The sequence below is a fragment of the Allorhizobium sp. nf9_anc genome, from assembly GCF_056323085.1.
In genome coordinates this window covers 1,991,330-2,011,939 of the sequence record NZ_CM150481.1, presented here as the reverse complement: position 1 = coordinate 2,011,939, position 20,610 = coordinate 1,991,330, and the positions used below count along the sequence as shown (strand labels likewise).

Sequence of the window (20,610 nt, the reverse complement as noted above, 5' to 3'; positions counted from 1 at the left end):
GGCAGCAAAGCTCACTTCGGCCGCTGAATACCCTCATACACCACAGCTAGCTGCGCCATCCGCGCCGTATAGACGGCCGTCAGGCAGGCGACGTCGCCCTTGCATTCGCCGCGCTTGGTCAGCCACTCGATCTGCTGGTCCTGCAGTTCACCCCGCGCGCCCATGGCCAGCAGGCCGGAGAGAAGCTCGAAGGTGGTGACCATCTTCACGTCCATGTCGTTGAGCGACAGCGTCTCGCAGATGGCCGTCTCGTCCTCGGCAAGGTCGGGCTTCTGGCAGTCGAAGCTTGCCGCGTGGGCCGGAAGCGCGCCCGCCAAAACGGGGCCAGCCAGAAGTGCAAACAGGATGGCGCGCGTGGCTGCGGTTGTATCGGACATGGTCACCTCGCTCGGTTTTAACTTGCCGAAGCAACGCCCGCAGCCGGCCCATCGTTCCATGCAATCCGCGCATGCCAGCCTCTCACTATCCGGTGAAAATCCGCAAAAGGTCCTGTCATTGCCAGCCACAATCCCTACCTTCACCACCATGAACAGAAGAACCCTCCTCGCCGCCGCAGCCACCGTGCCGATTCTTTCCGTATCTCGCGCCTTTGCCCAGTCGGCAGAGCCGGCTGTGACGGTGCCCGCGGATGAAGCGGCGCCGCCCGCAAATCTCGATGTCCTCCGCCCGCGTATCGCGACGCTGCTCGAAGAAGCCCGCAGGCTGGATACGCTGGAAACCGTCATCGTCACCCGCAATGGCGAAACGCTCGGCGAGCGCGCCTATGGCAACAATTCGCTTGATGGATCCACCAACATCAAATCCGCCTCGAAATGCGTTGTCTCCGCACTGGTCGGCATTGCCATCGACAAGGGCCTGCTCGAAGGCGTCGACCAGCGCATCGAAACCGTGCTGCGCTCGGAGTTTCCCGCCAATCCCGATCCGCGCCTGTCGCAGATCACCATCGGCCATCTCTTGTCGATGCGCTCTGGCCTCGACCGCATGTCCGGCCCGAATTACGGCCGATGGGTTGCGAGCCGCAACTGGACGCGTTTTGCGCTCGCCGCCGATTTCGTCGACGAACCGGGCGGCGGCATGCTCTACTCGACGGCGTCGACCCATCTTCTGTCGGTCATCCTCACCAAGGTCTCGGGCAAACCGACGCTGGCGCTTGCCCGCGAATGGCTGGAGCCGCTCGAAGGGTTCCGGATCGGGTCCTGGGATCGCGATCCCCAGGGCTTCTATCTCGGCGGCAACCAGATGGCGATGACGCCGCGCTCGCTGCATGCCTTCGGCGAACTCTATCGCCGGGGCGGCGTGACCGAGGACGGCACGCGGGTCATCTCGGAGGCCTGGATCCGCGAAAGCTGGATCCGCCGCACCAATTCCGTCTTCAACGGCGATGGCTACGGTTATGCCTGGTTCCTGAAGGAGATGGCGGGCGAGCAGGTGAATTATGCCTGGGGCTACGGCGGACAGATGCTCTACATCACCCCAAGCCGCGGTCTGACCGTCGCCATGACATCGAACGAAGCAGCCCCTTCCGCCCGCACCGGTTACCGCGATGAGCTCCATGGCCTGATGACGCGCATCATCGAAACGGTCGGGGCTTGAGCCGGGCAAACGTTATCCCCATCTGCGATTGGTCGTCCTTGCTTCTGCCTATTTGCCGGAGCAGGAACCGGGTCTAGAACGTCCATGATCGCATGAAGGATCTTTGCATGCCGCGCTTCGACCGTCTCAAACCGATTGCCGTGATTGTCGCTCTTATGGTGCCGCTCTCTGCTCCCGCGCTTGCGCAGGACAAGGCCGTGCCGCAGAGCCAGCTCGAGATGCAGCTCTCCTTCGCGCCCTTGGTCAAGCAGGCGCGCGGCGCCGTGGTCAATGTCTATGCCGAGCGCCTCGTCCAGCGTCGCTCCAGCCTGTTTGCCGGCGATCCCTTCCTTGAGCAATTCTTCGGCCAGCGCATGCCGAACCGCACCGAAAAGCAGTCCTCGCTGGGCTCCGGCGTGATCGTCGAGGCCGATGGCGTAGTTGTCACCAACAACCACGTCATCGATGGTGCCGACGACATCAAGGTGGCCCTGGCCGACGGCCGTGAATTCCCGGTCAAGGTCGTGCTGAAGGACGATCGCCTCGATCTCGCCGTCCTGAAATTCGAAACCAACGAGGTCATGCCCACGCTCCCGATCGGCAATTCCGACGCGACCGAAGTCGGCGATCTCGTGCTCGCCATCGGCAACCCCTTCGGCGTCGGCCAGACGGTCACCTCGGGCATCGTCTCGGCGCTCGCCCGCAACCAGGTGACGGAAGGCGATTTCGGCTTCTTCATCCAGACCGATGCCGCCATCAATCCCGGCAATTCCGGCGGTGCGCTGGTCAACATGAACGGCGAGCTGATCGGCATCAACACGGCGATCTTTTCGCGCGGTGGCGGCTCGAACGGTGTCGGCTTCGCGATCCCCGGTAATCTCGTTCGCGTCTTCCTCGATGCCGCCGATCGCGGCGAGGCAAGCTTTGAGCGGCCCTATGTCGGTGCGAGCTTCGAGCCGGTCACCTCGGATGTTGCCGAAGCCCTTGGCCTGAAAACGGTACGCGGCGCGCTCGTGGTGCGCATCGCCGAGGATGGCCCGGCGGCCAAGGCGGGTCTGAAGCCCGGCCAGGTGGTCACCGCCGTCAATGGCATCCCCGTCGAGCATCCCGATGCCCTCGGCTATCGTCTGACCACCGCAGGACTGGGCAAGAAGGCAGAACTGACGGTTCAGGAAGACGGTCGCGAAGAGACGATCGCGCTGACGCTTGCCGCAGCCCCCGAAACCCGTCCGCGCGACATCCAGCTGATCGAGGGCCGCAGCCCCTTTGCCGGCCTCCGCGCCGGCAACCTCTCGCCGCGTCTGGCCTATGAGCTGAAGATGGCCTCAGAAGTCACCGGCGTCGTGGTCACCGATATCGTCCGCGGTTCGCCCGCGGCCCGCCTCGGCTTCCAGCCGCGCGACATTGTCGTGGCCGTCAACGGCGAGGATATTGCCTCGGTCGAGGACCTGCAGAAGATCGCCGAGAGCGATCCCGGCTTCTGGCGGGTCGAGATCGAACGCGACGGCCAGCGCATCCGGCAGATCTTCCGATGAGTGACCTCTTCGCGCCGCAGATGTCGAAGGAAATGGCCGAGCGTCGCCCGCTCGCCGACCGCCTGCGGCCGAAGAACCTCGCCGAAGTCACCGGCCAGGAACACCTGACCGGCGAGGATGGCGTGCTGGCCCGGATGATCGCGGCAGGTTCGCTCGGATCGATGATCTTCTGGGGCCCGCCCGGCACCGGCAAGACCACCGTCGCCCGGCTTCTGTCGGGCGAGGCGGGGCTTGCCTTCGAGCAGATCTCGGCGATCTTTTCGGGCGTCGCTGACCTCAAGAAGGTCTTCGAAAGCGCCCGCCTGCGCCGCATGGAGGGCCGTCAGACGCTGCTCTTCGTCGATGAGATCCACCGCTTCAACCGCGCCCAGCAGGACAGTTTCCTGCCGGTCATGGAGGATGGCACCGTCATCCTCGTGGGTGCAACGACCGAAAACCCGAGCTTCGAACTGAACGCCGCTCTTTTGTCGCGGGCGCGGGTGCTCACCTTCAAGAGCCATGATACCGACAGCATCGAGACGCTTCTGAAGCGTGCCGAGGAAACGGAAGCCAAGCCGCTGCCGCTGGACGCGGATGCCCGCGCAACCCTGATCCGCATGGCCGATGGCGATGGCCGCGCCTCTTTGACGCTTGCCGAAGAAGTCTGGCGTGCCGCCCGCCCGGGCGAAGTCTTCGACACGGAAGGTCTGGGAAAGATCGTCCAGCGCCGCGCGCCGGTCTACGACAAGGGCCAGGATGGCCACTACAATCTGATCTCGGCGCTCCACAAGGCCGTTCGGGGCTCAGATCCGGATGCAGCGCTTTATTATCTCTGCCGCATGTTCGACGCCGGCGAGGATCCGCTCTATCTCGGGCGGCGGCTGGTGCGCATGGCCGTCGAGGATATCGGCCTTGCCGACCCGCAGGCGCTGGTGGTCTGCAATGCCGCCAAGGACGCCTATGATTACCTCGGCTCTCCCGAGGGTGAACTGGCGCTGGCCCAGGCCTGCGTCTATCTCGCGACCGCGCCGAAGTCGAACGGCGTCTATGTCGCCTACAAGGCCGCCATGCGCGCCGCCAAGGAGCACGGCTCGCTTCTGCCGCCCAAGCATATCCTGAACGCCCCGACCAAGCTGATGAAGGCGGAAGGCTATAACGAGGGATATCGTTACGATCACGATGAGCCCGATGCCTTTTCCGGTCAGGACTATTTCCCCGAAAAGATGGGCCGCCAGACCTTCTACGATCCGCCAGAGCGCGGCTTCGAGCGGGAGATCAAGAAGCGCCTCGACTGGTGGGCGAAATTGCGCCGGGAAAGGGGAGGCGGCTAAGCCGCTTGCCTATCGTCATTTCAGCTTAAGCTGCTTTTAAGCGCTATGCCCTAGTGTTCTCGTCCGAACCTAGGGATTGCGCATGCCGAAGAAGACCGAACTGAGCTATCTGCACGCCGGAGGCACGGAGCCGCCGCGCATTGGCTTGCCGACACTGGTCAAGCTCTTCTCGCTGGTGCTGATCACGCTCTCGGCGCTGTCGCTGCTGTTCATCGGCTATATCGCGTCGCGAAAGGCCGACGATATCGCGGTCGAGAAGCAGATCCTCATGCTGGAAAACGTCCTGCGGGATCGCCACAGCCTTCTTGCCCGCGATCAGCTGGGTCTGGCGCGCTGGGACCGCTCGGTCAAATACATCACGCTGAAGTTTCGTCCCTCTTACGTCGTCGAGGAGTTCGTCTCCTCGCTCTGGTACGATTTCGGCCACGAGCGCAGCTTCCTGATCGGCCCCGGCGGTCGCCTTTTGATGTCGGCCGTTCAGGACGAGGAGGATCTCACCGCCCGTGATCTTAAGCCCGGCGAGGATCTGAAGGCAATTGCGGAGCTCGCGCTCACCCAGCACCACGCCCATCGCACCACGATCGACGGCGGCTATGGCCAGAAGCAGGTACCCCCGTCGCAGGTTCATGCCATCGCAGCCTTCGGTTTCGCCGAGATCGACGGCGACGTCATGCTGACCACGGCCATGGCGATCGTGCCTGACGACGGTGAGGTGGCGCTGCCGGATGGCGATCCCGTCATTCTTGTCTCAGCCCGGCCGATCGACGCGGAATTCGTTGCGGACATCAACAGCCAGCTCGAATATGGCGGCCTGCAGTTCAACCGCAACAGCGACGGGCTGCTGGCGGTAAAGGGCGTCGATGGCGAGGTTCTCGGCAGCTTCGACTTTACCCTTTACAAGCCGGGCGCTGACATCTGGACCCTGGTCGTGCCCACCGTCATCCTGCTTTGCGGCCTGCTGTTTGCAGCCAGCTTCGTGCTCGGCCGCTATATCGGCCGCCTCTCGGAGCGGCTTGAGGAGAGCGAGCGCCGCAACCGCGAACTCGCCCATCGCGATGCCCTGTCCGGGCTTGCCAACCGCCTCTGCTTCGACAAGGCGCTGAACGAGGCCGCCGACCGGCTCGCCCATGCGCCCTTTGCGGTGATCGCGAGCGATCTCGACCGCTTCAAGGCCGTCAACGATCTCCACGGCCACGGCGCCGGCGACGAGGTCATCCGCGTGGTGGCCGAGCGGCTGCGCGACGCCGTCGGCGAATACGGGCTGGTCGGGCGCGTCGGCGGTGACGAATTCGTCGTGCTGATCAATGCCTTCCGCGACCGGCCGCGCCTTGCGATGCTCGCCCAGCACGTCATCACGTCGATATCCCAGCCGATCACGCTCTCGAGCGGCGCGGTTGTGGATGTCGGCATCAGCCTCGGCATTGCCATTGCGCCTGAAAACGGTGCAGCGGCCCGCCCGATCATGGCGATTGCCGACCGGGCGCTTTACGCCTCCAAGCAAGGCGGTCGCGGCCGGGCCTTCTTCGCTGAGGATCTGCCCCCGGAAGAGGAGGAGCCGGCGGTCGATGCGGCCTGATCTGATCCGTCGCAGGCTGCTCCTTCTGCTCGCTGCTTCGGCCGGCCTGTCGACCGCGTCGTCAGTTCGCCTTGCCCTGGCGCAAACCTCACCGCCGGCCCCAAGCGATGCGCCTGCGGCCAGCTCCGGTGCCGGCAAGGGGCTGAAGGTCATCGTGGTGGGGGCTGGAATGGCGGGTCTTTCCGCTGCCGCCAACCTTGCCGAGGCCGGTGCTGAGGTGATCGTGCTGGAAGCCCGGGACCGGATCGGCGGCCGCATCTTCACCGACCGCAGCCTCGGGGTGCCCGTCGAGCACGGGGCCAACTTCATTCACGGCTTCAACGACAATCCGGCAGCTGAGCTCGCGGTGGAAGCCGGCGCCACACCCTTCTTCATCGATCAGGAGCGCTGGCAACTCTTCCAGCCCGGTGGCGTCGAGCCCGAGGACTTCGAGATCGACGATGTCTTCGATGATCTCGAGCAGATCGCCGAGAAAGCCGCCGAAGAGGACGATGGCGATGGCTCCCTGTCGCTGCTCGATGTCATCGAGCTTCTCGACCCGGCGCTGCTTCAGGAGCCGATCGGTAACTGGGCGCTCACCGATACCTATGAGGGCGAGTTTGCGGCATCCCTGTCACAGATTTCGGCCCTGCATGTCGATGCCGGCGAGATGTTCGACGGGCCGGACGCCGTGCTCCGCGAAGGGTATGACCGCCTGCCGACATTCCTGGGCAAGCGACTCGATATCCGCCTGGGCCATCCGGTCACCCGCATCCGCCACACGCAGGACGGCGTCATCGTCGAAACGGATAACGGGCGCTTCGAGGCGGATCATTGCATCGTCACCGTGCCACTCGGCGTGTTGAAGGCCGGGCGCATCGCCTTTGATCCGCCGCTGCCACAGCCACAGCAGAAGGCGATTGCCGCCATCGGCTTCGGCCAGCTGGCCAAGGTGTCGGTTGCCTTCGACGCGGCCTTCTGGCCGAAGGACCAGCATTTCCTGGGCTATGCCGGGAATGATCGTGGCCGTTTCGCCGATATGCTGAACCTGATGCCGATCCAGGATGCGCCGGTGCTGACGCTGATCGCTAGCGGCGATTACGCAGCCCGTGTCGATGTGATGGATGAGGCGGCTCTTGTCGCCGATATCACGGCAGTGCTGCGCGATATGTTTGGGGATGACGTGCCAGAGCCGAAAGCGATCGCCCGCCATGCCTGGTCAACCGATCCTCATGCGCTCGGCGCCTATTCCTTCCCCGCTGTGGGCGCAGAGCCTGCCGATCACCACACGCTGTCCAAACCTGCCGGACCGCGCCTTCGGCTAGCAGGCGAACATGTGAGTGCCGACTATTTCGGCACGGTGCATGGCGCGATGCTGAGCGGGGAACGGGCGGCTCTTGCGATCCTTGCAGACCGCAAGGGCTGATTGGCTTTGGGCCGATGACGTGGGGAAAGGGCAGTGGCCAAGGGGAGGTGAGAAGGCCTTAAGATGCCTTCTGCTTCGGCTGCACGACAGGGGCCGCGATCATCTTGACCTTGGATTCGGCCAGTCCGTGATGGCCTTCCATGTCGACGATCATGTGCCAATGGCCGCTTTCCGGAATGACGATTTTGAGCGGCGACTTCTTCGCCACGCCACCGAGAAACTTGTAATCGAGCGTTTCTTTGAAGCGCTGGAAATTCGTCGGCGTCATTAGCCGCACATTGTTCACGGCAGACAACGTCACCTCGATAATGGTGCCGGCGCGCTGTTCCTTCAGGTCGTAATGGGTGAAGCGGAAGGTCGGTTTGGACATTTCGCTCGGGTCTCCGTCCAGTCTTTTAATCTATCGTAATGTACCGCAAGGCCGTTAAGGAAGCGTTGGCCGGAGGGTGGCGCAGGGCCGGGCAGGGCGGACTTTTTTGGGACGCGGCGTTTATCGGAATGAAAGAGGGACCTGCGTGTGCGAGGCCCATCTCCCCCTTGGTGGGGGAGAAAGCGATTTCGATGAATTAGGCGAGCGTAAGCCGCCTAAACATCTGAAATCGCAAGTGAGGGGGTCCGTTCGTCGTGCCCGCAGCACCGATCCCCTCACCAACAAAATCTGAGGTTTAGCCCTGATCAGGCTAAGCCCTCGATTTTGTAACCTCTCCCACAAGGGGGAGAGGGGAAAACCGATTGTCAAAAACCCCAAGCTTCGCCGCCGGTCGGGATCGCTCCCTCCGGGTGGGCTGAAATTTGTCTCGGACGAGGCGCCAGAAGCAACCTGTCTAAGTAGTTTTATGTGGCTCCTTCCGGCGCCTCGTTCGACGTTTTTTCCCGCTGCATGCGTCTCTCTGGCAAGGCGGCGACGGTCCTCGGGTCAGGCCCGAGGATGACCGGGCGTAGGGTCCGGCTGCGGCGCCACCATGATAGTGACGCTTCAGCCTGGCCGGTGGCCCGGGAGGTTCCCGCCGGATGGTGCACCAATCCGACCGGGACCCTCGCCCGGGGGATGAGGACTTGGTCATTTGCGACCGGCGCTCATCCCCGCCGTTTTTTCCGCCCCGCTGTCTGGTATGTTCGCGACAGCGTAGGCGCCTTGTCTGTGTGTCTCTGAGGCACGTCCTTCCGATCAGGGTATCCAGGTTTTGAGGCGCATCCGACCCCATCACCCTCGTCAAGCCCTTCGTCCGGAGGGAGACCGTTGCAGCGGGCCGGGGATTTGTGCCTGCGAGAGCACGCCACCCCGGCGCCGGCCCCGCCTCGCCTGACATCGCATCGTCAGGTGTATCCGAGGGCGGGACGGGGATGAGTCTACGAGGGTGGAAATGGTGGGGGATGAAAAAACATGCCGGTGTTTGATTTTGTTTAGGAATCGCTGCGGGGCGTCCCCCTTTTTCCGGCAAATAGAGCGCTTCTTGCTCCCCGACGGCCCTCAGAATGCTTGTGTTTGGATCCTCGGGTCATCCTCGGGTTAAACCCGAGGACGAGGATGACGGAGTGTGAGGGGAGCGACAGGTATCCTCCACCACTGTTTCGCTCCCACAACGCTAAAGGAGAATACCTTCCCCCACCCTAGAGGTCGTCATCCTCGGGCTTGACCCGAGGATCCAGTCACAAGCACACTGCACGCATGGCGGGATATGTCTACATCGTCACCAACCACAAACGCGGCACCCTTTATATCGGTGTGACATCCGATCTGGAGCGGCGGATCTACGAGCATCGGGAGGGCGAAACGCCGGGCTTTGCTTCCAAGTATGGCTGCCGGCAACTGGTGTGGTACGAGGAGCACGACCGCATCGGAACGGCGATCCAACGAGAGAAGTCGCTGAAGCGCTGGTATCGGCAGTGGAAGATCGAGCTGATTGAGGGATTCAACCCTGATTGGCGCGATTTGTATTATGAGTTGTGACGGGGTGCTTTCCGATGCCGGTGAAGGGCTTGTGTCTGGATCCTCGGGTCAAGCCCGAGGATGAAGGAGTGTGAGGGTGACGACCTTTGGGGTGAGGTAAGGGTATTCTCCTCAGGGCTCGCGTGAGGACGACGGTAGAGGAGGATACCCGCAATTCCCCATGCTCCGTCCCACCTGGCGGGATTTGCATCATCGGTTGATGTTACAGTTTCAGTGGTACTTGGTGCCGATCGCTGCCTTGGCAGGGCTTGTGTTTGGATCCTCGGGTCAAGCCCGAGGATGACGACCGTTGGGGGAAGATGAGGGTACTCTCCTCAGGCCTCGTGCGATGAAAACGGTAGAAGAGGATACCCGCAGCTTCCCCATCCTCGGTCATCCTCGGGCTTGACCCGAGGATCCAGACACAAGGCCTAGTATGGCCCGATCAGGGTCAAACCTCAGATTTCGCAAGTGAGGGGGCGGTTATGTCGTGGCAACGGAACCGATCCCCTCACCAGCAAAATCTGAAGTTTAGGCGGCTTTCGCGCTCCTAAGCCTTCGATTTTGCAACCTCTCCCACAAAGAGGAGAGGTAGGCGGCTGAGACGATTGTTTTCCACACGCCTTTTTAACGTGCGTCTTTGATCGCATTTACCAGCTCACTTACGCGTTCCTTCAGATCGAGCGGCCACTCATCCGTTTCAACTTCAATCGCAGCACGCGCGAACTCGCTCTTCTTCACTTTATCCGGATCAAGTACTTGATCAAGTTCAGAACTCGGCTCTTCCGCTCCTGGGAATTTGCTAACCAGCTGCCTGACGACCAAATTCGGCAGATAGTTCTCGATCTCTCGCCCTTTCGTGACCCAGCATATTCCACCCTGGCTTTGGACTTCATCTCGGACGCGAGCTTTGGTCGCATTAATTGCCGGTCTTCCAATCCTCACGTCGCTATCCATAATCACTGCGAAAGCTCTCGAAAGCGATATTGCTTTCACGAGTTCCGATTCATCGTCCAAAAATCCATGATGGCTAAGGATTTTGCCCCCATAGAACAAAATTGTGTAATCAACTCCTTCTACCAATGAACTGTCAATCTTGCGGATCCAGTGATTGACGTAAATGCGGTCTGATGGCCCTTCCGCCCAAATAGCAAAACGCGTTTGAAGCAGTTCACTAGGGGAGTGGCCCAGGTCTCGGACCGCGCGATATCTGTCAGCGTTGTTTACCAGGGTGCGTCCGCTGGATTGGCCTTCCGCATAGTTCACTTGAATTACATCTGCACATATCGCGTCCAATATTGCTGCGGAGTGGGTGGCAAAAACGAAATCCGCTTCCACCCTGTCATTAAGGTACTGCACCATCCTTTTTTGGGCGCGAGGATGAAAGTGGAGTTCAGGTTCATCGATAAGGACCAGTTTGCCCTTGAAGCCAAACGACGCCAAACCGATTATGACCAACTGTTCTATGCCTGACCCAAGATCCTCTATTGGATGTTCGTCTCCTTCAATACTTACATGGATTGTCCTCTGGTCGGTGGGTATCTCAAGTTTAACTGTAGATTTTTCTAAGCAATAAGCGATAAATTCCTCTAGTTCCTTGAACTGTTGCCTCAGGTGCCGTTTGTCAGTCGGAGGTCGATCCATTTCAGCCAAGCGCTGAATGATGTTGCCGTAATTCAACGTCTCCCCTGGCATCTCAAATGTAGAAAAGCGCACAGGCTCTTGTCCAGTTTGAGTTATGAACCGGGTAGTTGGGACATATACTGTTCCCGGCATCGAAGACATAATGTGGTTTTCGATTTGCCCATAGACAGATGATAGATTGTCCAAATAATCCTGTGACCTGTAGCCAAAATCAGACAAGAAACTATGTGACTGAGCGTATGAAACTAGATCAGAGGGAATCTCTTGAGGAAGCGTTTTCTTTTTGTGTGATATGGGTAGTACTATTTTTGAGTGTCCGAGTATGCGTGCGCAATTTGCAGGTAAAATATCTGAGGTGAAGTCATTGTCTTTAATCGATATTCGGAAATCGTATTTTGCGTCGCCGGACTGTGGCGATTTATTGAACACAGCTGATAGCGCACGAAGAATGTTCGATTTTCCAGAATTATTTTGACCAACAATAAATGTTGTCTTTGATCTGAACGGAATGCAGATTGGGCTCTTAATCGATCGATAGTTCGTGATTTCGAGCTCAAATGGAAATCGCATTGCTAGCTCCCCCAACCAAAACCCCGCGCCGAACTCAATCGACGCGGGGTTTAATCTACCTCATCTCAGGCGGGTGGACATCGAAATCTCCACCTATCCCTGTGTCTAATCAGCTGCACCCACTCGTCGCGCCACACGTGTCGCACTTCTCGCAAGTGCCGTTCCGCACCATCGTGAAGTTCTGGCATTCCGAGCACATGTTGCCCGTATAGCCCTGTGCAATCGAGCGCATGCGGCGCGAGGCTTCGAGCTTCTTGGCGTCGGCCTTGGCGGCTGCTGCCTCGTCGGCGGCGGCGTCGGAGAAGACGCTTTCCGACGCGATCTCCTCGGCCAGTTCCACGGCGCGCTCCTCGTAGTCGCGCTTGAAGGACACGACTTCAGAGGTTGCTACAGCGGTCGTTACTTCGAGCTTGCGGGCGGTGGCGCCCGAAGACGAGAAGGCGGTGACGGTGGCCGAGGCCTTGGCGGGGGCGGCGGTGGCTGCACCCTTGGGCTCGGCGCTGGCCGCAGCCGGCATGTGGCTGGAGACGAGCGTCGGCTTGTAACCGCGGGTCAGACCCTTGGAGACGACATCGGCCTTGCCTTCCTTCATGCCGCGGCCAAGCGCCGTGGTCGAGAAGTCCGAGGTGTCGACATGCGCGAGGTCGTGGCGACCGAGATAGGAGATCGCCAGTTCGCGGAAGACGTAGTCGAGGATCGACGTCGCATTCTTGATCGCGTCGTTGCCGGTGACCATGCCGGCCGGCTCGAACTTGGTGAAGGTGAAGGCGTCGACATATTCCTCGAGCGGCACGCCATACTGCAGGCCGAGCGAGACGGAGATGGCGAAGTTGTTGATGAAGGCGCGGAGCGCCGAGCCTTCCTTGTTCATGTCAAGGAAGATTTCGCCGAGACGGCCGTCGTCATATTCACCGGTGCGCAGGAAGATGGTGTGACCACCGATCTTGGCCTTCTGGGTGTAACCCTTGCGGCGGGTCGGCAGCTTTTCCTGTTCGCGCACGACACGATCGACGATGCGCTCGACGATGCGTTCCGTGATGGTAACCGCCTGGGCCGCCATCGGCTGCTGCAGCAGTTCGTCGACGCCATCCTCATCATCCTCGTCCTCGATCAGCGAGGCGTTGAGCGGCTGGGAGAGCTTCGAGCCGTCGCGGTAGAGCGCGTTGGCCTTCAGTGCCAGCTTCCAGGACAGCATGTAGGCGGAGCCGCAATCTTCGACGGTGGCTTCGTTCGGCATGTTGATCGTCTTGGAGATCGCACCCGAGATGAACGGCTGGGCCGCTGCCATCATGCGGATGTGGGATTCGACCGAGAGATAACGCTTGCCGATCTTGCCGCACGGATTGGCGCAATCGAAGACGGGCAGGTGCTCCTTCTTGAGGAAGGGGGCGCCTTCGAGCGTCATTGCACCGCAAACGTGGATGTTGGCGGCTTCGATGTCCTTCTTCGAGAAGCCCATGTGGTCGAGCAGGTTGAAGCTCATGTCGGCGAGCTGCTCCTCGGAGACCTTGAGGGTCTCTTTCAGGAAGTCGGCGCCGAGCGTCCACTGGTTGAAGACGAACTTGATGTCGAAGGCAGCCTTCAGCGCGCCGTTGACGGCTTCGATCTTCTCGTCGGTGAAGCCCTTAGCACGCAGCGTCGAGGGGTTGATGCCCGGGGCCTGGTTCAGGTTGCCATGGCCGACGGCATAGGCGTCGATCTCGGCGATCTGGCTTTCCGAATAGCCGAGCGAGCGCAGCGCTTCCGGAACGGCAGCGTTGATGATCTTGAAGTAACCGCCACCGGCGAGCTTCTTGAACTTGACGAGCGCGAAGTCGGGCTCGATGCCGGTCGTGTCGCAGTCCATGACGAGACCGATCGTGCCGGTCGGCGCGATGACCGAGACCTGGGCATTGCGGTAGCCATGCTTTTCGCCGAGCTCAAGTGCCTTGTCCCAGGCAGCCGTCGCATGGGCGATCAGGGCCGGATCCGTGCATTCGGCATGGACGAGCGGTACGGGATTGACGGAGAGGCCTTCATAGCCGTCCGACAGGCCGAGCGCCGCGCGGCGATGGTTGCGGATGACGCGCAGCATGTTGTCGCGGTTCGGCGCAAAGCCCGGGAAGGGGCCGAGTTCCGAAGCCATTTCGGCTGACGTCGCATAGGAGACGCCGGTCATGATGGCGGTGAGCGCACCGGCGATGGCGCGGCCTTCGGCCGAGTCATAAGGAATGCCGGACGACATCAGCAGGCCGCCGATATTTGCATAGCCGAGGCCGAGCGTGCGGTATTCATAGGAGCGTTCGGCGATCTGGCGCGACGGGAACTGCGCCATCATGACCGAGACTTCGAGCACGACGGTCCACAGACGGACGGCATGTTCGTAGTCGGCGATGTCGATGTTCTTGGTCTTCTGATCCTTGAAGCGGAGCAGGTTCAACGAAGCCAGGTTGCAGGCCGTGTCGTCAAGGAACATGTATTCCGAGCACGGGTTCGACGCGCGGATCGGACCGGCTGCCGGCGAGGTGTGCCAGTCGTTCATCGTCGTGTTGAAGTGCAGGCCAGGATCAGCCGATGCCCAGGCGGCATAGGAGATCTTGTCCCAGAGGTCGCGGGCCTTCAGCGTCTTCATGACCTTGCCGTCCTTGCGGGCGGTGAGGTTCCAGTCGCCATCATTCTCGACGGCGCGCAGGAAGTCGTCCTTCAGCGAAACCGAGTTGTTAGAGTTCTGGCCGGAGACCGTCAGATAGGCTTCCGAATCCCAGTCGGTGTCATAGGTCTTGAAGTCGAGATCCTTGTAGCCCTGCTGGGCGAACTGGATGACGCGCTTGATGTAGTTTTCCGGAACCTGGTCCTTCTTCGCGGCCTTGATTTCGCGCTTGAGGGCAGGGTTCTCGTTCGGGTCGAAGCAGGCGCCGTTGTCAGCCTCGCAGTTGACGCAGGCCTTCATGATCGCCTTGAGGTGACGGGCGACGATCTTGGAGCCGGTGACGAGGGCGGCAACCTTCTGCTCTTCCTTCACCTTCCAGTCGATATAGGCTTCGATGTCAGGATGGTCGATGTCGACGACGACCATCTTGGCCGCACGACGGGTGGTGCCGCCAGACTTGATGGCGCCGGCAGCGCGGTCGCCGATCTTCAGGAAGGACATGAGGCCGGACGAGCGGCCGCCGCCGGAAAGCTTTTCGCCTTCGCCGCGGAGATAAGAGAAGTTGGAGCCGGTGCCGGAGCCATACTTGAAGAGACGGGCTTCGCGGACCCAGAGGTCCATGATGCCGCCTTCGTTGACCAGGTCGTCTTCGACGGACTGGATGAAGCAGGCATGCGGCTGCGGATGCTCATAGGCCGACTTGGACTTGACGAGCTTGCCGGTGAAGGGGTCGACATAGAAATGGCCCTGGCCGGGGCCGTCGATGCCATAGGCCCAGTGCAGGCCGGTGTTGAACCACTGCGGGGAATTCGGTGCGACGCGCTGGGTGGCGAGCATGTAGGAGAGCTCGTCCTTGAAGGCGGCAGCGTCTTCTTCGGAGGAGAAATACTTGCCCTTCCAGCCCCAATAGGCCCAGGTGCCGGCCAGGCGATCGAAGACCTGGCGAGCATCGGTTTCCGAGCCGTAACGCTCGTTTTCAGGAAGCGAGGCAAGTGCCTTCTCGTCGGCAACCGAGCGCCAGAGGAAGGAAGGAACATCGTTCTCCTCAACCTTCTTCAGCACCTTCGGCACGCCGGCCTTGCGGAAATACTTCTGAGCGAGAATGTCCGCTGCCACCTGGCTGAACTGAGCGGGCACGTCGATGTCGGCAAGACGAAATACGATTGAGCCGTCGGGGTTCTTGATCTCGCTGATGGCCTTGCGGAACTCGATCTCCGCGTAAGCGGACTGTCCCGGTTTGGTGAAGCGACGTTCAATGCGCATCTGCCTATGTCCCTCGATCTAGGGCGCCGAAAAACCGGCGCGTAAATATTGCTGCGGTCGCGCGGGAAAGTCGCGCAGCCGTTGACTTGGTCGTCCGTCAGGTGATTCATCCGGAGATGATGGCACTCTGTATATTGTGGTGATGGTGGCTGCAAACACTAAATATAGTACTAACAGATTATTGCCGCCAGACCCAGACCCCTGCCGGGCGGTCAAAAATCGCACAAATTTCCTGTCGCGGACGACGTCGTCAGAACGTCGTTCCGCCTCAAAGAAAGCCGCCACAATGTTTGATGAAACCCGGCCTCGTTATGCCCGGTCCAGTCGCCGCCGCAACAGGGTCCATTAACATCGTCCCGACTGATTCCGTCAAGGGGTGGTCTGTGAAGGAAATGTTAACGCTATATGTTGTGGTGTTAGATTGTGGATAACGGGCAAAAGAGCGAAGTCACGGGAATGACACGGCTTTCTCGTGCGGTGTGACGCAAGGGTCAGCAGATGTCGTGGCTTCAGCCAATTGTCACAGTTATAATTTCGTATCGAAACGAGCCGGTTTGCAGGGCCGAGCCACTATTTCGGCGCTCTTTCGGCCACGTCGAATCGGACGGCGAAAAAGCTGGGGATGACACACTGCACAAATCGCGGGCTTGACAGGCTCTGGCAGGTCTCCGGCTAGCGGGCCATACCCTGTATTTCCCATGCGTAATTCCTCTATTTCGCATCAACGAAATGGAAACATGTCCCGTGTAGTGAGGAAGGTGATCAGTATGGAATGAGCTCCATGCACGGCCGCACAAGGCCGCCTGCCAGGATGGCGGGTCGCACGGAGTAAGTTTCATGAGTATTGCCAATCTTTCCATTCTGAAAAAGGTCAGCCTTGTCGTGGTGCTGATGGGCGTGGCGGCTGCGGCAATTGCAGCTGTCGGCGCAAGCGGCCTGTCCTCGCTGGGGTCTGCCCTCAAGGACACCGGCGCACGCGAAGAGGTTGCCCGCGAGGCGATGGACCTGCGCGTCGACATCATCGCGATCTCGCGCATGACCTATCAGCTGGCGCTGACGCCGGAAAAGGCGGCCGACTTCGCCGCTGAAACCGACAAGCGCGCGGGCGAGATGCTGGCCCGCCTGCCGAAGATCGCAACGACGGCCAGCCCGGCGGAAGCACAGATCCTCGATCGCACCAAGACGGCGCTGGATGCCTATTTCAACCAGATCCGGGCAATGGTCGCCGTTGCCGCAACGCCCGCCGGCCAGGATCTCGCGGTCATGAAGGCTGAGCTCGCAAAGGCGCTCGAAGCCCAGAAGGTCGTGACCTCGGTCGTCAAGGAATACTCGACCTCCTCGGCCGAGAGCCTGAAGGGCTCGCGTGAAAACGCGCTGGCCGCCTCCGGCTTCACCATGCTGCTTCAGGTTGTCACCGCAGGTGTGTGTATTCTCGCCGGTGTGGCGATCAGCTTCCTGCTCGCCCGCCGCGGCATCGTCAACCCGATCCGCAGCCTGACCTCGATCATGTCCGAAATGGCATCCGGCAAGCTCGGCAGCGCCATCCCCGGCACCGACCGCAAGGACGAAATCGGCGAAATGGCCCGTGCGCTTGAAGTCTTCCGCACCAATGAAGAGCAGATGCGCGCCATGGAAGCCCAGGAAGCCGCTCTGCATGCCCAGAGCCGCGACCTGCAGACCTCGATCAGCGGCATTGTTGCTGCGGCCGCTGCCGGTGACTTCTCCAAGCGTATCTCCAAGACCTATGAGGATGCCGACCTGCAGCGCTTTGCAGCTTCGGTCAACGAACTGGTCGAAAGCGTCGACCGTGGCGTCTCGGAAGTCCGCCGCGTGATCGCAGCACTTGCCGATGCCGACCTGACGCATGAGATGCAGGGTCAGTTCCAGGGCGCGTTTGCCGAACTCCAGGGCAACGTCAACCAGACCATGGCCGTTCTGCGCCAGACCATGCAGAACATCCTGACCGCCGCTGGCACCATCACCGGCAATTCCGGCGAATTGTCGTCGGCTGCCAACCAGCTTGCCCGCCGCACCGAGCAGCAGGCCGCTTCGCTGGAAGAAACCGCTGCAGCGCTCGAGGAAATCACCACCACGGTGAAGACCTCGACCGTCCGCGCCAAGGAAGCCTCGCACATGGTCGACGAGACCAAGTCGAGCGCCGGCAAGTCGGGTGATATCGTTCGCAACGCGATCGACGCCATGGGCCGCATCGAGCAGTCCTCGCAGAAGATCAGCCAGATCATCTCGGTCATCGACGAAATCGCCTTCCAGACCAACCTTCTCGCACTGAACGCCGGTGTCGAGGCAGCGCGTGCCGGTGAAGCCGGTCGTGGCTTCGCCGTCGTCGCCCAGGAAGTGCGTGAATTGGCCCAGCGTTCGGCAAATGCCGCCAAGGAGATCAAGACCCTGATCAACACCTCGGCCGACGAGGTGAAGGGTGGCGTGTCGCTGGTTCTGTCGACTGGCGAGGCGCTGAAGGAGATCGAATCGCTGGTCAACCGCGTCAACGACCACGTTGTGACGATTGCCCGTGCCGCCGAAGAACAGTCGGCAGCGCTCGGCGAGATCAACACCTCGGTCAACCATATGGACCAGATGACCCAGCAGAACGCCGCCATGGTCGAAGAAACCACGGCTGCCAGCCAGGTTCTTGCCGGCGAAGCCCGCCAGTTGCAGGCGCAGCTCGCCCGCTTCAAGCTCGAAGGCGGCGCATCGTCCGGCTCTGCCAGCTACCGTACAGCAGCCTGAGCCAAGGCTCCGGGTAACCGGTCACAACACAGGGCGCCGCAGCGATGCGGCGCCTTTTTTGCGTATGTATGATGGAACAGGCAGTGTGACCGGACATTGAGGTCGTGACCCATAAGCGGGCAGGGGGCGGCCGATCTGAGCCGGCTGTTTACATATAGGAAGACGGGATCATGCATCTGTTGTTGTTGGGCGCTACCGGGCTTGTCGGCAGTCATGTTCTGGAACTGGCGCTCGCTGACCCGCGGGTGACTGCGGTGACCGCTCCGGCCCGCAAGCCTTTGCCATCTCGACCGGGATTGTCTGCACCCATTCTGGATTTCGACGAGCTTCCGCAGGATCCGTCGATCTGGACCGCGGATGCGGTGATCTGCGCGCTCGGCACCACGCTCAAGTCCGCCGGATCGCGCGAGCGCTTCCACCGCGTCGACCATGACTATCCGGTCGAGATCGCCAAGCTGGCGAAAGCTCATGGCGCCAGGTGCTTCGTCCTCAACTCGGCCAAGGGTGCGGACATCAAGTCTCTCTTCTTCTATAGCCGGGTGAAGGGTGAAACGGAGCAGGATATCTTGGCGCTTGGGTTCGAGCGCACCGTGCTTGTCCGTCCGGGCCTAATCGACGGGCCGCGTCCTGAGCCGCGCCCCATGGAGCAATGGGCAGGCAAAGTGCTTTCGGTTTTGAAGCCGGTCCTGCCTTTATCCATGCAGGCGAACCGGCCGGAGGCCATCGCCCGCGCCATGCTCGATGCCGCCATCGCGGCGGCGCCGGGCGTGACCGTCGTGCCGTCCGAAAAGCTGGTGTGACAGCGAGGGGCGGCACCGACGGGTCTTCCATGGCCTTTAGTTGAAGCGGCCGAGCGGCAGCTGACGGCGGATGCCAGCGACATCAGGGGCCTCGATGCGCCGATAGCGGGCCTCGACGAAGTTATAGATGCCGAAGGCGGCGAGACCCACCGCGACCACGGCATAGATGACGCTGCCGAATGGAAGGCTCTGCACCCAGGCCAAGGCATCGGCCATGCCGCCGGCCTGCTCCGGGTCGACAGTGAAGCCGGCATAGACAAAGAAGATGCCGATAATGGCAAAGACCGCACCGCGTGCGACAAGGCCGTAGATGGAGATGAGCACGGCCGGCGAGTTCTTCTCCGCATCGAGGTCCAGATAGCGACCGAACCGGCGTTTGATCCCCTTCATCGCGGTGATCACGCCGCCGATGACAAAGCCGATGCCGATGATACCGGCGAGATAGCGACCGAAAGGCTGGGCCATGACCCAGGCAGCCAGGCCCTCTTCGCCACCGGAGCCGCCGCCACCCGACATCTGCAGGGCCATCATCAGGCTGGTGACCGCAAGGCCTGCATAGGTGATGGCACTGCCGAAGAGTGCCGCGCGGATTGCATAGCCCTTGAGGTCATCATCCTGGCCATCGGCATTGGCGAGCGACTGGGCGAGCCGCCAGACGACAAAGCCGGCAAGCCCGAGCCCGATCAGGCCGATCCAGATCCGTCCGAAAGGCTGCTGCAGGATGGCTGAGAGCGCCGACTGCGTATCCGGCCTGCCGCCGGCAAAGCTGGAAAACAGTGCCAGCGCCGCAATCAGCAGAAAGACGATGCCGCGTGCGCTGTAGCCCGCTCGTGCCAGCAAGTGAAATTTCGACCGCGTGTTCATGGAAAGCCTCTCCTTATCTCCGGAGAGAACGGAGAAGAGAGGGTGGGGTTCCGTTTCCCCTGCATTGATCCCGCCTGACCAGGTCTTCTTTGCATGCCCAGCGGAACCGACAGCTCAGCAAGGGGTTAGCCGCAAAGACAATCAACAGGGGAGCATCCGATGGCGCTGGAACCAGGACAGAATGGCAGTGAGCCACGCGATGACACCGATTATGCGTCCCGATCTGACAGCGGTGCCAAACCCGGCTTCGTTCTTTCTGCCTGGTCGCTTGTAATAGGCGGCCTGTTTCTGGTGCTGGTCCTCGGCGGACTGATCCTCATCTGAGAGCGATATTCGCGAGGCTGGAAATTGCTCAACCATATGGTTGACAATGGTCCATGGCAGGCGCATGTTCAACCACATGGTTGAATTATCAGAACACCCGCTCGATACGATCTTTCACGCGTTGGGCGACCAGACCCGTCGCCGCATGCTGGCGGCCCTGTCCAAGGGCGAACTCAGCGTCGGTGAACTGGCTGAACCTTTCGCCATGTCGCTGGCAGCGGCCTCCAAGCACATCAAGGTGCTGGAGACGGCAGGCCTGATCCGCCGTGAGGTCAAGGGGCGCACGCATCTCTGTCGTCTGGAACCGGGGCCGCTTGCCGGCGCCCACCAGTGGCTGAGCGACTACGAGCACTTCTGGGCCGGCCGGCTGGATGTCCTCGAACGGCTCCTTCGCGCGGAGGATGCCGCATTCACCCGAGAGCAAACCGATGGAGAATGAC

The 20,610-nt window shown here is 61.1% G+C and carries 15 protein-coding genes; 10 read left to right on the top strand and 5 right to left on the bottom strand.

Annotated elements, in window-relative coordinates; all coding sequences use genetic code 11:
* Nucleotides 1-11 precede the first annotated feature (11 nt).
* Nucleotides 12-377, bottom strand: coding sequence for a lysozyme inhibitor LprI family protein (locus AC02Y0_RS09610; protein WP_476383657.1), 366 nt, complete (start codon nucleotides 375-377; stop codon nucleotides 12-14).
* Between the two features lie 148 nt (nucleotides 378-525).
* Between AC02Y0_RS09610 and AC02Y0_RS09605 the strand changes: the two genes are divergently transcribed.
* The 5 genes from AC02Y0_RS09605 (at nucleotide 526) to AC02Y0_RS09585 (ending at nucleotide 7,398) form a co-directional block, all read left to right on the top strand.
* Nucleotides 526-1,593 (top strand): serine hydrolase domain-containing protein, encoded by a 1,068-nt coding sequence (locus AC02Y0_RS09605; RefSeq protein ID WP_476383656.1) that lies wholly within the window; start codon nucleotides 526-528, stop codon nucleotides 1,591-1,593.
* Between the two features lie 107 nt (nucleotides 1,594-1,700).
* Nucleotides 1,701-3,107: a DegQ family serine endoprotease gene (locus AC02Y0_RS09600; RefSeq protein ID WP_476383655.1), complete on the top strand. Its 1,407-nt coding sequence runs from the start codon at nucleotides 1,701-1,703 to the stop codon at nucleotides 3,105-3,107.
* Entirely contained in the window at nucleotides 3,104-4,417 is a 1,314-nt protein-coding gene (locus AC02Y0_RS09595) for a replication-associated recombination protein A (RefSeq protein WP_476383654.1), read from the top strand. The genes AC02Y0_RS09600 and AC02Y0_RS09595 overlap by 4 nt, the downstream gene beginning before the upstream one ends.
* Nucleotides 4,418-4,499: 82 nt before the next feature.
* Nucleotides 4,500-5,993, top strand: coding sequence for a diguanylate cyclase domain-containing protein (locus AC02Y0_RS09590; RefSeq protein ID WP_476383653.1), 1,494 nt, complete (start codon nucleotides 4,500-4,502; stop codon nucleotides 5,991-5,993).
* Nucleotides 5,983-7,398 (top strand): flavin monoamine oxidase family protein, encoded by a 1,416-nt coding sequence (locus AC02Y0_RS09585; protein WP_476383652.1) that lies wholly within the window; start codon nucleotides 5,983-5,985, stop codon nucleotides 7,396-7,398. The genes AC02Y0_RS09590 and AC02Y0_RS09585 overlap by 11 nt, the downstream gene beginning before the upstream one ends.
* Nucleotides 7,399-7,456: 58 nt before the next feature.
* On the opposite strand, the gene AC02Y0_RS09580 is transcribed toward AC02Y0_RS09585, so the two are convergent.
* Entirely contained in the window at nucleotides 7,457-7,768 is a 312-nt protein-coding gene (locus AC02Y0_RS09580; protein WP_476383651.1) for a DUF1883 domain-containing protein, read from the bottom strand.
* Nucleotides 7,769-9,067: 1,299 nt separating this feature from the next.
* Here AC02Y0_RS09580 and AC02Y0_RS09575 point away from each other — a divergent pair.
* Nucleotides 9,068-9,349 carry a GIY-YIG nuclease family protein gene (locus tag AC02Y0_RS09575; RefSeq protein WP_476383650.1) on the top strand — a complete coding sequence of 94 codons (282 nt, stop codon included), beginning with the start codon at nucleotides 9,068-9,070 and terminating at the stop codon, nucleotides 9,347-9,349.
* A gap of 606 nt (nucleotides 9,350-9,955) precedes the next feature.
* Here AC02Y0_RS09575 and AC02Y0_RS09570 read toward each other — a convergent pair.
* Nucleotides 9,956-11,542, bottom strand: coding sequence for an ATP-dependent nuclease (locus AC02Y0_RS09570; protein ID WP_476383649.1), 1,587 nt, complete (start codon nucleotides 11,540-11,542; stop codon nucleotides 9,956-9,958).
* A 109-nt stretch (nucleotides 11,543-11,651) separates the two neighbouring features.
* Nucleotides 11,652-15,434, bottom strand: a complete 3,783-nt coding sequence (locus AC02Y0_RS09565; RefSeq protein ID WP_476383648.1) for a vitamin B12-dependent ribonucleotide reductase — start codon at nucleotides 15,432-15,434, stop codon at nucleotides 11,652-11,654.
* 837 nt (nucleotides 15,435-16,271) lie between these two features.
* On the opposite strand from AC02Y0_RS09565, the gene AC02Y0_RS09560 reads away from it, so the two are divergent.
* The gene (locus AC02Y0_RS09560; RefSeq protein WP_476383647.1) at nucleotides 16,272-18,182 is read left to right on the top strand and encodes a methyl-accepting chemotaxis protein; all 1,911 of its coding nucleotides are present in this window, start codon (nucleotides 16,272-16,274) and stop codon (nucleotides 18,180-18,182) included.
* 170 nt (nucleotides 18,183-18,352) lie between these two features.
* Nucleotides 18,353-18,982 (top strand): NAD(P)H-binding protein, encoded by a 630-nt coding sequence (locus AC02Y0_RS09555; protein ID WP_476383646.1) that lies wholly within the window; start codon nucleotides 18,353-18,355, stop codon nucleotides 18,980-18,982.
* Between the two features lie 36 nt (nucleotides 18,983-19,018).
* Here AC02Y0_RS09555 and AC02Y0_RS09550 read toward each other — a convergent pair whose 3' ends face one another.
* Nucleotides 19,019-19,846 carry a DUF1206 domain-containing protein gene (locus tag AC02Y0_RS09550; protein WP_476383645.1) on the bottom strand — a complete coding sequence of 276 codons (828 nt, stop codon included), beginning with the start codon at nucleotides 19,844-19,846 and terminating at the stop codon, nucleotides 19,019-19,021.
* Nucleotides 19,847-20,005: 159 nt separating this feature from the next.
* On the opposite strand from AC02Y0_RS09550, the gene AC02Y0_RS09545 reads away from it, so the two are divergent.
* Both AC02Y0_RS09545 and AC02Y0_RS09540 read left to right on the top strand, forming a co-directional pair.
* Nucleotides 20,006-20,170 (top strand): hypothetical protein, encoded by a 165-nt coding sequence (locus tag AC02Y0_RS09545; RefSeq protein ID WP_476383644.1) that lies wholly within the window; start codon nucleotides 20,006-20,008, stop codon nucleotides 20,168-20,170.
* A gap of 76 nt (nucleotides 20,171-20,246) precedes the next feature.
* Nucleotides 20,247-20,609, top strand: a complete 363-nt coding sequence (locus tag AC02Y0_RS09540; RefSeq protein ID WP_102020336.1) for an ArsR/SmtB family transcription factor — start codon at nucleotides 20,247-20,249, stop codon at nucleotides 20,607-20,609.
* Nucleotide 20,610: the final 1 nt, after the last annotated feature.

Bases quoted from the DNA above. Each gene is read 5' to 3' on its own strand.
- AC02Y0_RS09590 (WP_476383653.1), top strand. From the start codon at position 4,500: ATGCCGAAGAAGACCGAACTGAGCTATCTGCACGCCGGAGGCACGGAG.
- AC02Y0_RS09560 (WP_476383647.1), top strand. From the start codon at position 16,272: ATGAGTATTGCCAATCTTTCCATTCTGAAAAAGGTCAGCCTTGTCGTG.
- AC02Y0_RS09570 (WP_476383649.1), bottom strand. From the start codon at position 11,542: ATGCGATTTCCATTTGAGCTCGAAATCACGAACTATCGATCGATTAAG.
- AC02Y0_RS09550 (WP_476383645.1), bottom strand. From the start codon at position 19,846: ATGAACACGCGGTCGAAATTTCACTTGCTGGCACGAGCGGGCTACAGC.
- AC02Y0_RS09580 (WP_476383651.1), bottom strand. From the start codon at position 7,768: ATGTCCAAACCGACCTTCCGCTTCACCCATTACGACCTGAAGGAACAG.
- AC02Y0_RS09600 (WP_476383655.1), top strand. From the start codon at position 1,701: ATGCCGCGCTTCGACCGTCTCAAACCGATTGCCGTGATTGTCGCTCTT.
- AC02Y0_RS09605 (WP_476383656.1), top strand. From the start codon at position 526: ATGAACAGAAGAACCCTCCTCGCCGCCGCAGCCACCGTGCCGATTCTT.
- AC02Y0_RS09610 (WP_476383657.1), bottom strand. From the start codon at position 377: ATGTCCGATACAACCGCAGCCACGCGCGCCATCCTGTTTGCACTTCTG.
- AC02Y0_RS09575 (WP_476383650.1), top strand. From the start codon at position 9,068: ATGGCGGGATATGTCTACATCGTCACCAACCACAAACGCGGCACCCTT.
- AC02Y0_RS09540 (WP_102020336.1), top strand. From the start codon at position 20,247: ATGGTTGAATTATCAGAACACCCGCTCGATACGATCTTTCACGCGTTG.
- AC02Y0_RS09585 (WP_476383652.1), top strand. From the start codon at position 5,983: ATGCGGCCTGATCTGATCCGTCGCAGGCTGCTCCTTCTGCTCGCTGCT.
- AC02Y0_RS09555 (WP_476383646.1), top strand. From the start codon at position 18,353: ATGCATCTGTTGTTGTTGGGCGCTACCGGGCTTGTCGGCAGTCATGTT.
- AC02Y0_RS09545 (WP_476383644.1), top strand. From the start codon at position 20,006: ATGGCGCTGGAACCAGGACAGAATGGCAGTGAGCCACGCGATGACACC.
- AC02Y0_RS09595 (WP_476383654.1), top strand. From the start codon at position 3,104: ATGAGTGACCTCTTCGCGCCGCAGATGTCGAAGGAAATGGCCGAGCGT.
- AC02Y0_RS09565 (WP_476383648.1), bottom strand. From the start codon at position 15,434: ATGCGCATTGAACGTCGCTTCACCAAACCGGGACAGTCCGCTTACGCG.